Genomic DNA, 12,364 nt, shown 5'->3' with positions numbered 1-12,364 from the left:
TTTCAAAGATAAAAGAAAAAATGCCAAAGACAATGACAGTGATAAATTGTGCTCCTACAAGAATGACGAGGATAAAAAATTATGTTCCCAAGCAAAAGACAATGCATGTGGAGACGGTTGCATTGGCGTCAAGAGTAAAGGACTAAACTTAGACCAAGCCAAAAAATATCCAAATTAGATTTTTATTATAAGAGATATGGTTTGATTCGTTACGAAAAACTATATAAATAAGAAAGCACTATTCATCTTAAATGTAGTCATTAATAAGGCGAAGAATTATCGAAAAAAGCATTACAATAGTACTCTTTTTTAAGTTGTTTTTATAAAATTCAAATTGCAGAAAAATATCGTGACTAGAATACTTTTAAACAAAAGGAGAGAAGATGTTGAGATTAAACTCCTACTATGAAGATAGTATTAATAATTTTTTAAACAGAGATAATGATAATATCCTAGGTATAATTAGTAGCAATGATTCATCTGCAGAGACTAAGATTCAACAAAAAAATACTTGGATTCAAGAGATTAACATTTTAAAAAGAGAACTTAAGGGACTTGATGGAAAAGTTATTTTTGAATATACCATACCCCGCATGGGTAAAAGGGTGGATAATATTATTTTATACAACAATATTATTTTTGTTCTTGAATTTAAATGTGGGAGTGAAGAATATTATGGCTCAGACTATGATCAAGTATATGATTATGCATTAGACTTAAAAAACTTTCACAAAGAAAGCTTTGATAAGTTAATAGTTCCTATTTTGATTGCAACGGATGCTCCTTCAAAAGACAATAATCTTATAGTTAAAGAAAATCTTATGGAACCCTTAAAATGCAATAGTTATGGAATTAGAGAATTAATTTTACAAGTTTCAAAGCAATATCAGATGCCAAAATTTTCTTATGATAATTGGATTAAGAGTGAATATTTACCAACACCAACTATTGTAGAGGCTGCACAGGCGCTATATACAGGGCATAATGTAGAAGACATAACAAGAAATGATGCTGGTGTAAAAAATATTTCTATAACCACAGATTCGATTAATAATATAATTGAATATAGTAAAACTCAAAATAAAAAGTCAATATGTTTTGTAACTGGTGTACCAGGTGCAGGAAAGACACTTGTGGGCCTTAATCTTGGAATTCAAAAAGCTGATGCTAAAAAAGGGGAGCATGCAGTATTTTTGTCTGGTAATTTTCCTCTTGTAGAGGTTTTACAAGAAGCTCTTGTAAGAGATAGGATCGAGAGTATGAAAAAGCTTGGTTTAAATATAAAGAAATCTGACGAGAGAAGAAAAACGAATGCATTTATACAGATAATACACAAGTATAGGGACTCATTTATAAACAACGATAATGTTCCTCCAGAACATATAGTAATTTTTGATGAAGCTCAAAGATCGTGGAATCATGAAAAGATAGCAAAGTTTATGAAAACTAAAAAAGGAATTTCAGATTTTAATTATAGTGAACCCGAGTTTTTAATCAGTACAATGGATCGACATAAAAGTTGGGCAGTTATAGTTTGCCTTATAGGGGGTGGACAAGAAATAAATGATGGAGAAGGTGGGCTTCCAGAATGGTTTAATGCATTGAGATCAAAATTTAGAGGATGGGACGTTTATGTGTCTGATAATTTAAAAGAAGAATATTTGATGAGCAATGAATGGAAGTATATGATAAATGGCCTAAATGTAAAGGAGATAGAAGATTTACATCTTTCTATATCTTTAAGATCGTTTAGAACTCCTGACCTAGCAGAATTTATAAAAGCTACATTAGATTTGGATGTTGACACTGCAAAACAAATTTATGAAAAAATCAAATATAAATACCCAATTAAAATCACTAGAGATATTAAAAAAGCAAAAGAATGGGTCAAAAATAAGTCAATGGAATCACAGAAATATGGGTTACTTGCAGCAAGTGGAGCATTGAGATTGAAACCTGAGGGAATATTTGTAAAAAACAAAATTGACGTTTGTAATTGGTTTTTAAACAATAAGGAAGATGTAAGATCCTGCTATGCTCTTGAAGATGTAGTCACAGAGTTTGACGTGCAAGGACTTGAAATTGATTATTCTATAGTTTGCTGGGATGCAGACTTTAGAATTATAGACGGTAAATGGATTTACAAGAGATTTCGTGGGTCTAAATGGGCAAACATTTTAAAAAGTGAAGATAAAGTATATCTTAAAAACACCTATAGAGTGCTTCTTACAAGGGCAAGGCAAGGAATGGTAATCTTCATTCCAAGGGGTTGTAATGAAGATATGACAAGACAGCCAAAATTTTATGATGGTACATATAATTATTTGAAAAAAATAGGAATAGAGGAAATATAAAATAGATTTTCAAATATTTAAGGCGCATAATCTGGTGATTTTAAAGGTCAGAAGCCTGCCATGCTAGGACTATTAAAGAAGATCTGAAAGAAGCAGTTGTAGAAACGATCAATCAGCTAATTGGTGAACGTATAGAGTTAAAGGAAATTATAAAAGAAAATATCGAAAAAGCCATCACAGGTGATGGAAGTAGCCAGATAGAAGAAATTGACCAAGAAATGTTGAAAGTGCAAGAAGGCTTTTAAAAGTAGCTAATGCCAAGAAAGACTACACAGTCTTCGCAGACAGAGTGGAAGAATTAAGAAATGAGAAAGAAAAGATACTCCTAAATATGGCGGAAGAGAAGAATGAACAAAGCAGACTAATGGAATTAGAAGAGTTTTTAGAAAATCAAGAATTAGAAATAGAAAGTTATGATGAAGAATTGGTAAGGAAACTTATAGATAAGATTATAGTTCATGATGAAATGCTTAAAGTAATATTTAAATCTTCAGTTGAAGTTGAAATAGAAAATTGACAAGAATAAAAACTAAATACACAATAAAGCCAACAGAACCCGACACGCCTCTTAGTAAGATGCGGACCAAGTCGGGTCTTTTGATAATGACACATATAGAGAATGTATGTGTATAATAATTATATTCGAAAACATAGGTTTCCTTTTTAAAACAATATATTTTTTCTTCAAAATGTGGTATAGTTTAGATAAGAGGAGGTATGTAAAATGGATGCTAAGAAAATTGCAAAATGGTTTTTAAGTAAGGAATCAATGTCTCCTAAGAAGATACAAAAATTAGTGTATTATGCGTATTCATGGTATCTTACTCTAATGAACGATAGCGTTGAATATTTAAATAATAAATTATTTGATGAAGAAATCAAAGCATGGGTTCATGGTCCTGTTGTAAATTCAATTTATCAAGAATATAGAGACTATAAATTTAATGAAGTTCCAAAGCAAGAAATTGATGAAAACGAGTTTGATGAGGATACTCTTGATGTACTCAATCAAGTATGGGATGTGTATGGTCAATATAATGCGAACGAACTTGAAAGTATTACCCATCAAGAAGAACCTTGGATAAGTGCAAGAGGGGATTTGAGTCCACTTGAAAATGGTTACGATTCTATTGATGATAGAATTATTTTTGAGTACTATTTAGGCCAAATGGAAGAGGACTAAATTGGGTAAGAAAAATAAAAGAATTAGGAATAATACAAGGCCTAAAAATAATGTTAAAGAGATAAAAACGCCTTTGAAAAAAGAAGAATTAGTTATTTCTATGTCTTATAAAAATTGGATAAAAGGATATAGAGGAAAAGATATAACAACTTATACAGAAACAGAAGAGGAATTTGTAAATAATTTAATGTATATAATATATACGTTAATACCTTATGTTTATAAAAACTGGGGTCAGAGAATGCCGCATTGTCATTCTATAAATGAAGAAAATGGTAAAGAAGCTCAGGGTAAATATATTGAAGTTATCAAAAATATTCATCCTGAGCTGTTAAATTTATAAGAAATTAATTTTGAAGCAGATAAGTCTAAAAATAATATAGATAGAATAGAATATGGAACTGGACAACTTGAAGATTTAGAGTTATATCAATTAGGATTAAATGGTTCAGTAAGAGTTATATGTGGGAAAGTAGGTAATACACTTTATCCATTATTGATAGATCACCATCACTTAGGCTATGACAGTCAAAAATATAATCAGCGTGATACAAATAATTTTGATTATTGCCCTATTAGTTGTGGATTAACTAAATAAATTATTAGTCATGTAGTCTGTTTTAATAGGCTACATTTTTATTATATAGTTATTGACCTATTCCCACATACGAGGCTTTTGAAAAACATTAAGCTTTATCCATACTGACCACTCAAGCCACGTCGAGACTATAGCGTTGATACAAAAGATATAAATTTAGAAATCCTGCATTTTAAGCAGTTTTATAAGCATTTTGTCTTCGATAAAGATGAAGAAGGATACGTCAAAAAGACCCAAAAAAACTACATGGACGTAAGAGTAGTTTTGCAACTGGTATGAGGAGACACAAAGAAAAATATAATAAGATAAAACTCATTTTATACTTTCTACAAGAGTAGCTTAAATAAGGCTGCTCTTTTTTAATTCAAAGAAAGGAGGTAAGGATGAATTTTGATTATTTTTATAATAGGCAATCTGAGATGTATAACTTCATTAGGTTGCCTATGGTATTAATGGAAGATGAGATTTTTGAGAGCATTTCTATTGAAGCTAAAGTTTTGTATTCATATATGCTTAATCGAATGGGTCTTTCATATAAAAATGGCTGGATAGATGAAGATGGAAAAGTTTTTATTTACTACACAATTGAAAGTATAAAAGATCAATTTAATTGTGCCAGTGAAAAAGCAAATAAATTAATAGCTGAACTTGATATTAAATCAGGAATAGGACTGATTGAAAAGAAAAGACAAGGACTGGGAAAGCCTAACAGAATTTATGTTAAAGACTTTATGAGCATATTTAATAATATGGAATTAAAAAATCAAGAAGTTCGAAAAACAAAATTCCAGAAGTTCGATAATCGAAATTCAAGAGATTCGAATATCGAAATTCAAGATTTTCGAAAATCGGAAGGTAACTATAACAATATTAGTAATAATGAGTTAAGAAAGAATGATTTTAGTAAGGTAAAAAAGCCTTATGGAATATATAAAAATATATTTTTGACTGATGAAGAATACAAGGACTTAACGAATGAGTTAGGGAGCAGAATTAGTGAATACATTGATAGGCTTTCGTCATATATGAAAGCAAATAACAGAGAGTATCAAGACCACAAGGCAACGATAATCAATTGGTATCTTAATGATCAGGAAAAAAACATTAATGATAATACAACAAGGAAAATGAATTACGATATAGGAGAGAGTTTATGAAAAGCTTAAAAGATTTTGTATTAAGAGAAAATGATATTGAAAGAAATGGACATATCTATTGTAAATCATGTGGTAAAAGAGTCGATGGAGAATTAGTTGACCTTGGATTTACAAAGTTTATTCCCAGAATTAAATGTAAGTGTGAAATAAAAAGAGATAAGGAAAATGAAGAAAGAGAAAGACTGATGAAAATATCGTTATTGAAAAGAGATTGCTTCTCATCGCCAATCCAACACCAGTATACTTTTGAGAAATTCTTAAATGAAAAAGGTCAAGCCTATAAGGTTGCCTATAATTATGCCAAAAGTTTTGAACAAATGAAAAAAGACAATGTAGGACTTTTATTTTATGGAGATGTTGGCAGTGGAAAGACTTATCTTGCTTGTTCTATTGCAAATGAATTAATTGAAAGAGAACAAGTTAAAGTTAAGATTATGAATTTATCTCAGGTAATAAATCAAATACAAAAATCAGCATTTAAGCTAGATTCAAATGAAATTATCAATAACCTCTCTAATATTCCATTGTTAATCTTAGATGACCTTGGAATTGAAAGGGATACATCTTATGCAAGAGAACAAGTATATAACATTATAAACTCAAGATACTTAAAAGGCAGGCCGACAATTTTCACTACAAACTTATCATTGGAAATTATTCAAAATCCTAATATTGACCTTGAGTATCAGAGGATATATTCAAGAATACTTGAAATGACAATACCAGTTAAAGTTACAGGAGAAGATTTTAGAAGAAAAATCCATCAGGAGAAGTTAAGAAAATACAAAGAGTTACTTTTATATGGAGGTGGAATAGATGATTAATGAAGAAGTATCAAGGTCAAGTCTTAATCTTGAAGTAAGACTTGCAAAAGCAACAAGTAAAGCAATTCTTGATGCCTTAAAGAAAGTACACAAGCAAATAGAAGAACAAGAAGGCTTGAAAAATGTAATAAAAAATAACGGAGAAGAAGTAAAGCTAAAGGATATGGTTAAAAAGGGACAGTTAGAAGAAATTAATCTAAAAGATCCTGAGTTAAAAGAACTAAAGAAAATTTTAAATAAACACGGAGTGAAGTTTTCTGTTATGAAAGATAAGGAAACTGGTAACCACTCTGTGTTTTTTCAATCTAAGGATATAAAAGTTATGGAACACGCCTTTAAAAAAGCAGTTAAGGCTTCTGAAAGAAAGGCCGATAGAAAAGATTCGATAACGAAGACAATAAATAAGTTTAAAGATATGGCTAAAGACACCATCAGTAAGGATAAAGTTAAGAATAAACATAAGGAGCAAAGCTTATGATAAGTAATTTAAAAACATTTGAAAATAAGAATTTTGGGAAACTCACTGTTATAGAAAAATACGGTGAGTTTTTCTTTATAGCTAATGAAGTAGCAACTATGTTAGGATATGTTAATCCAAGAAAAGCTGTTTATGACCATGTAGATGAAGAAGATAAGGGTGTAACGAAATGGAACACCCCTGGAGGAATACAGAATATTTCAATAATTAATGAGTCAGGATTGTATTCACTTATCCTCTCATCAAAACTACCACAAGCAAAAATATTTAAAGCTTGGGTAACTAGAGAAGTCTTACCAAGTATTAGAAAAAATGGAGGATATATAGCTGGTCAAGAAAAGAAAACTAACGAAGAGCTACTTGCAGATGCAATTCTAGTAGCAAATAGAATTATTGCCGAAAGAGAAGAAGAAATTGAAGAATTAAGACCAAAGGCAGACTATTATGACAAATTAGTAGATTACAACCTACTTACAAACTTTAGAAATACTGCCAAAGAGTTAGGAATACCACAAAATCAATTTATAAGCTTTTTAATGGATAAGGGATTAATTTATAGAGATAAGAAAAAGAAACTCTTACCATATGCAGATAAGAACAAGGGATATTTTGAAGTAAAGGAATGGGTTGATCCACTAGGTACACTTGTAGGAATACAAACATTTATAACACCAAAGGGAAGACACTACCTACTAATTTTATTAGATAGTGAAGGTTTCTACGATGAATAAGATATTAGAAGCCATTCTTTCTGATATTAAAAACTTAATTAAAATAGACAACCCAAAGAAATTTATATTATCAAACATTCCTTATTTATCCTTTTTCTACATTGGAAATATCTTTTCTAAGCACATCAATTCTTATGTTGGAGGAGATATTATTGATAGAATAATGGTGGGAATTTCTGATATAGGAACTTTATCTTATATACCAAGTATTAATCCAAGGGACTTGTTAGTAGGTATTTCAGTTGCTGGTCTTGTTAAGCTAATTGTTTATAGTAAAGGTAAAAACAAAAAGAAATATAGGCAAGGTAAGGAATATGGCTCTGCAAGATGGGGAGAAAGCAAGGATATTTCTCCATATATTGACCCTAAGTTTGAAAATAATGTTCTTATAACTAATACCGAAAGACTTACAATGAACTCGAGACCTAAAAACCCTAAATACGCTAGAAATAAAAATGTATTAGTAATAGGAGGTTCTGGATCAGGTAAAATGAGATTTTATGTAAAGCCAAATCTAATGCAAATGCACTCTTCCTATGTAGTAACAGACCCTAAAGGAACACTTGTGTTAGAGTGTGGGAAAATGCTTTATGAAAATGGGTATGACATAAAGATTTTAAACACAATAAACTTTAAAAAATCTATGAAATACAATCCCTTTGCTTATTTGAGAAGTGAAAAAGATATTTTAAAGCTTGTCCAAACTATAATTGCAAATACTAAGGGAGATGGAGAAAAGGCAGGAGAAGATTTCTGGGTAAAGGCTGAGAAGCTATATTATACTGCCCTTATCGGTTATATTTATTATGAAGCACCAGAAGAAGAAAAGAACTTTAAGACGCTTTTGGATATGATCGACGCAAGTGAAGTAAGAGAAGATGACGAAACCTATATGAACCCAATTGATAGGCTCTTTGAGGCTCTTGAAAAGAAAGATCCAAGTCATTTTGCAGTCAAGCAATATAAGAAATATAAGCTTGCAGCAGGAAAAACTGCCAAGTCAATTCTAATATCTTGTGGAGCAAGACTTGCACCTTTTGATATAAGAGAGCTTAGAGAACTAATGAGTGAAGATGAATTAGAACTCGATAAAATTGGAGATAGAAAAACTGCTCTATTCGTAATAATATCAGATACAGATGATACCTTTAACTTTGTAGTATCAATAATGTATTCCCAATTATTTAATCTACTTTGTGACAAGGCAGATGATGTGTATGGTGGAAGACTTCCAGTTCATGTTAGGTGTCTACTTGACGAGTTTGCAAATATTGGCTTAATTCCTAAATTTGAGAAATTAATTGCAACAATTCGTTCAAGAGAAATATCAGCAAGCATAATTCTGCAAGCACAATCTCAATTAAAAGCGATCTATAAAGACCATGCAGATACAATAGTTGGTAACTGCGACTCTACACTTTTTCTAGGAGGAAAAGAAAAAACAACAGTAAAAGAGTTATCAGAAACCTTAGGAAAAGAAACCATAGACCTATATAACACATCGGAAACAAGATCAAATCAAAAGTCTTTTGGACTAAATTATCAAAAGACTGGTAAGGAACTTATGAGCCAAGATGAAATAACTGTAATGGATGGTGGAAAGTGCATATACCAACTAAGAGGAGTAAGGCCTTTCTTGTCTGATAAATTTGATATTACAAAGCATAAGAATTACAAGTTATTGTAAGATTATGATAAGAAGAATTTATTTGATGTGGAAGAGTTTTTGAAAAATAGAGATAAAATAAAAATAAATAGGAACAGTTTGATTACAAGATTATGAATTAACGTTAGGATAAAAATATTTTTGGTATAATATCTATATATAAACCATGGAGGTAGGCATATGAGGTCTTATGAAAGTAAGGAAGAATTAAAGAATGAGATAAAGAAAACTTTTGAAAAATATATTTCAGAGTTTGACAATATACCAGAAGAACTAAAAGATAAAAGACTAGAAGAAGTTGATAGGACACCAGCAGAAAATCTTGCCTATCAAGTAGGCTGGACGACTTTAGTATTAAAATGGGAAGAAGATGAGAAAAAAGGTATAGATGTTAAAACGCCATCAGATAAATTCAAGTGGAATCAACTTGGAGAATTATATCAATGGTTTACAGATACCTATGCCCATAAATCTCTATATGAACTAAAAGAACAACTAACAGAAAATGTAAAAAAAATTTATCTTATGATAGATGAATTAACAGATGAAGAATTATTTAAACCACATATGAGAAAATGGGCAGATGAAGCAACCAAAACTGCTACTTGGGAAGTATATAAATTTATTCATGTAAATACAGTAGCGCCATTTGGAACATTTAGGACTAAGATTAGGAAATGGAAGAAATTGGTTCTATAGATAGAAAAGTATAAATAAGTTTACTTAGGAGGATTTTATGGCAGTTGCAAATATCAAAGTTACATTAAATTGCCCAATAGAAAAAGTATGGAATAAAGTTACTGACCTTCGTGATTTTGGTTGGAGAAGTGATATCAAAGATATCAAAATTATTGATGATAAGAATTTTGTAGAGATTACAAAAGATGGGATAGAAACAAATTTTAAAGTTATAGAATGTACGAAACATCAATGCTGGTCTTTTGAAATTGAAAACGCAAATATAAAAGGAACTTGGATAGGAAAATTTTATTCGAATGGAGATAAAACAACATTAGATTTTACAGAAAATATTATTTCTAAAAAATTTATATTTAAACCTTTTGTAGGACTATATTTAAGAAACCAACAAAAACTGTATTTTAAAGATTTGAAGAAAGCACTTAATTGTGAAGAAGCAAGTCATGTTCAAGTGTTATGAAAATAATGAAATAGATAAATTGGAGTAGCCTATTCATATATTTAGATCTTTTCGAAAGGATAAAACAATGATAGAAAGTAGACCTAAGTTTGATAAAATCACATCGTTTGATGAGTTTAATAAATACTATTGGTATCGTGATGAACTTTCACAGATATGCAAGTTATTAGGATTAGAATATAGAGGTACAAAACAAGAACTCACTTATATTATTGAGCAGTACTTTAAGGGTGATGTGATTAAAAAGTCATCAATAAAAAACATAAAGAAACAAGTTGATTATATTACTTTAGATATGCCTTTACTTGAGTGTGGATTTTCCTTTAATTCAAAATTCAGAGAATATTTTTCTGTTGTAACAGGTGTTTTGCCTTTCAAATTTACTGCAGATATGGCAACGGCTTGGAGAAAAGTGAAAAGAGAAAATGATTTGAGTTTTACAATTCAAGATATGCTAAAAGTTTATTATGGAAAATCAGATTATGCTAAGTATGATAATTCGGTTTGTCAATGGAATCAATTTTTAAAGGATTTTTGTGCAGACGAAATTAGTTGTAACTACTCTAATAAAATACAAGTAGCTGCAATTCTTTGGAAAGAAGTCAGAGATTCAAAAAACAAAAAAGTTTATTCACGAGAACTTATAAAAAAATATGAGGATAAAATAGAAGACTATCACAAGTAAATAGAAACTATTTTTTTGAATGAAAAAAATTAATACAGATAGATGTTAAGCGATAGAAATTAAAAACTCTATCGTCTATTTTTATACTCAAAATTAGGAGGTCAAAATGGTAAGGATAAGAAGTCCCACTTAAATAGTTTAATATATAAGACATTTAGCGATTGAAATATAAGTTCAGTCGCTTTTTTAATTGAAATTTTTAGATTAAGGAGAAGAAATTAATGGATAGAGAAATGATAAATATTAATGCAAATTTAGTTAAGGAAGCTGAATTTTCAGAATTTGAAAAAGATGGAGAAGATGTTCAAGTAGCAAATTTTGCTCTTGTTAAAAATTATGGAAAGGGCAAAGAATATACAAATTGCTCAGTATGATGGAGAAAAGGTAGAAATTGCAAAAGAATTTGAAAAAGGAGATCTAATCCATGTCTTTGGATATTTCAAAGAAAACAAAAAAGGAGATAAGGTCTACAAGAACTTTATAGTTAAATCATTAAACAAAATAGAAAATAAAGAGAAAGAAAACGAGGAGGAATAATATGGAATTTTTTACAACTGGAGTTGGAGTTTTAAAGACACTTGTAACTGCAATTGGTGCAGGTTTAGGAGCATGGGGAGTAATTAATCTAATGGAAGGTTATGGTAATGATAACCGTGCGACACGTTCATAAGTGAAAAGCTTATGCACTAAGTTTAAGGACATAAAGTCCGAAACTTAGGAGAACTAACAATCTAATAGGTAGAATGATGGAGTAACGCCCTGAAATGCCTACACTGATACTCCGATAGGCAATAAATATTAGACTAATTTATTGTCAAAAGCTCGGTGAAGTCGGCAGAGAGTAGCCGTAAATAGCTATATAGTTATACGAAACCTGTTTAGAGGTAAATGGTGCTACCTATATGCCGGGTGTCGAATACGCATGGTGAGAATGTGTATACCAAAATACTGACGTACTTCCGAATGTACAAGTCTAGACGTTTGAATTTGTCTAACGGCAATTACCATCAAAGATGGTGTGTTTGTGGATTAGTAAGAATGGTTGTTATGAAAGTCCATATATCGTTACAGGCGATAAGGCGAAAGCTAAACACAGGCTTAGAGGAAGAACCTAAACGTATTCAATGATAGGATTGTTGGAACGTGGTAAACCAAGAACATGGAGGCAGACTAATGCTAATGAAGTGTTAAATGGGAAAATGATAAGAAAAAAATCATATAACTATTTTTTATCTTGGTGAAAGTGGTGGCATAGTACCTATGAAGCGAGAATAATAAGCTCGTGGAGGGATAGTCACTAGTCACAAGAAAGAACAAGAACTGAAATTAAGATAAACACAGCTTCGAGTATGACAAAGAAAATCAAATCCGAAAGGAGATGGTGCCTGTGTCCACTTCGAAACAAAGATTAAAACAAAATAAAATCCGTTATACGGAATATTATGACTTGCAAGAAGTCCTTGATGAATTATACAAAGATAGTAAGGATAATAAAATATTCTCTAACCTAATGAAGCTAATCACTTCGA

General features: G+C 30.5%; 11 protein-coding genes and 3 pseudogenes. All 14 read left to right on the top strand.

Going from position 1 to position 12,364, the window contains the following annotated elements:
• Positions 1-383: 383 nt before the first annotated feature.
• The 14 genes and pseudogenes from RH95_RS08695 (at position 384) to RH95_RS09405 (ending at position 11,505) form a co-directional block, all read left to right on the top strand.
• Complete coding sequence (locus tag RH95_RS08695; protein ID WP_026038632.1) at positions 384-2,354, top strand: DUF2075 domain-containing protein; 1,971 nt, start codon at positions 384-386, stop codon at positions 2,352-2,354.
• A gap of 289 nt (positions 2,355-2,643) precedes the next feature.
• A complete protein-coding gene (locus RH95_RS09850; protein ID WP_010248291.1) occupies positions 2,644-2,871 on the top strand; it encodes a hypothetical protein in 228 nt (75 codons plus the stop codon).
• Between the two features lie 207 nt (positions 2,872-3,078).
• Positions 3,079-3,537, top strand: coding sequence for a Panacea domain-containing protein (locus tag RH95_RS08685; protein WP_010248288.1), 459 nt, complete (start codon positions 3,079-3,081; stop codon positions 3,535-3,537).
• 100 nt (positions 3,538-3,637) lie between these two features.
• A pseudogene (locus RH95_RS09950) lies at positions 3,638-4,135 on the top strand (UU032 domain-containing protein).
• A gap of 383 nt (positions 4,136-4,518) precedes the next feature.
• Positions 4,519-5,292, top strand: coding sequence for a replication initiator protein A (locus RH95_RS08675; protein WP_010248282.1), 774 nt, complete (start codon positions 4,519-4,521; stop codon positions 5,290-5,292).
• Positions 5,289-6,116: an ATP-binding protein gene (locus tag RH95_RS08670; protein ID WP_010248279.1), complete on the top strand. Its 828-nt coding sequence runs from the start codon at positions 5,289-5,291 to the stop codon at positions 6,114-6,116. The genes RH95_RS08675 and RH95_RS08670 overlap by 4 nt, the downstream gene beginning before the upstream one ends.
• Positions 6,109-6,594 (top strand): PcfB family protein, encoded by a 486-nt coding sequence (locus RH95_RS08665; RefSeq protein ID WP_010248277.1) that lies wholly within the window; start codon positions 6,109-6,111, stop codon positions 6,592-6,594. The genes RH95_RS08670 and RH95_RS08665 overlap by 8 nt, the downstream gene beginning before the upstream one ends.
• Entirely contained in the window at positions 6,591-7,325 is a 735-nt protein-coding gene (locus RH95_RS08660) for a phage antirepressor Ant (RefSeq protein WP_010248274.1), read from the top strand. The genes RH95_RS08665 and RH95_RS08660 overlap by 4 nt, the downstream gene beginning before the upstream one ends.
• Positions 7,318-9,108: pseudogene (locus tag RH95_RS08655) on the top strand (VirD4-like conjugal transfer protein, CD1115 family). The gene RH95_RS08660 and the pseudogene RH95_RS08655 overlap by 8 nt, the downstream one beginning before the upstream one ends.
• A 63-nt stretch (positions 9,109-9,171) precedes the next feature.
• Complete coding sequence (locus RH95_RS08650; protein WP_010248268.1) at positions 9,172-9,690, top strand: ClbS/DfsB family four-helix bundle protein; 519 nt, start codon at positions 9,172-9,174, stop codon at positions 9,688-9,690.
• 37 nt (positions 9,691-9,727) lie between these two features.
• Entirely contained in the window at positions 9,728-10,150 is a 423-nt protein-coding gene (locus tag RH95_RS08645; RefSeq protein ID WP_010248265.1) for a polyketide cyclase, read from the top strand.
• 67 nt (positions 10,151-10,217) lie between these two features.
• Positions 10,218-10,835, top strand: coding sequence for an SAP domain-containing protein (locus RH95_RS08640; RefSeq protein ID WP_010248263.1), 618 nt, complete (start codon positions 10,218-10,220; stop codon positions 10,833-10,835).
• Between the two features lie 221 nt (positions 10,836-11,056).
• Positions 11,057-11,372 (top strand): annotated as a pseudogene (locus RH95_RS08635) (single-stranded DNA-binding protein).
• Position 11,373: 1 nt separating this feature from the next.
• Complete coding sequence (locus RH95_RS09405; RefSeq protein ID WP_010248260.1) at positions 11,374-11,505, top strand: Maff2 family mobile element protein; 132 nt, start codon at positions 11,374-11,376, stop codon at positions 11,503-11,505.
• Positions 11,506-12,364: the final 859 nt, after the last annotated feature.

Origin of the sequence: Peptoniphilus rhinitidis 1-13, assembly GCF_000246925.1 — a bacterium.
Lineage (GTDB): Bacteria > Bacillota > Clostridia > Tissierellales > Peptoniphilaceae > Peptoniphilus_A > Peptoniphilus_A lacydonensis.
Note: the sequence above shows the minus strand (reverse complement) of the source record. Positions and strands in the feature narration are given on the sequence as shown.

Bases quoted from the DNA above. Each gene is read 5' to 3' on its own strand.
- RH95_RS08695 (WP_026038632.1), top strand. From the start codon at position 384: ATGTTGAGATTAAACTCCTACTATGAAGATAGTATTAATAATTTTTTA.
- RH95_RS08685 (WP_010248288.1), top strand. From the start codon at position 3,079: ATGGATGCTAAGAAAATTGCAAAATGGTTTTTAAGTAAGGAATCAATG.
- RH95_RS08675 (WP_010248282.1), top strand. From the start codon at position 4,519: ATGAATTTTGATTATTTTTATAATAGGCAATCTGAGATGTATAACTTC.
- RH95_RS08670 (WP_010248279.1), top strand. From the start codon at position 5,289: ATGAAAAGCTTAAAAGATTTTGTATTAAGAGAAAATGATATTGAAAGA.
- RH95_RS08665 (WP_010248277.1), top strand. From the start codon at position 6,109: ATGATTAATGAAGAAGTATCAAGGTCAAGTCTTAATCTTGAAGTAAGA.
- RH95_RS08660 (WP_010248274.1), top strand. From the start codon at position 6,591: ATGATAAGTAATTTAAAAACATTTGAAAATAAGAATTTTGGGAAACTC.
- RH95_RS08650 (WP_010248268.1), top strand. From the start codon at position 9,172: ATGAGGTCTTATGAAAGTAAGGAAGAATTAAAGAATGAGATAAAGAAA.
- RH95_RS08645 (WP_010248265.1), top strand. From the start codon at position 9,728: ATGGCAGTTGCAAATATCAAAGTTACATTAAATTGCCCAATAGAAAAA.
- RH95_RS08640 (WP_010248263.1), top strand. From the start codon at position 10,218: ATGATAGAAAGTAGACCTAAGTTTGATAAAATCACATCGTTTGATGAG.
- RH95_RS09405 (WP_010248260.1), top strand. From the start codon at position 11,374: ATGGAATTTTTTACAACTGGAGTTGGAGTTTTAAAGACACTTGTAACT.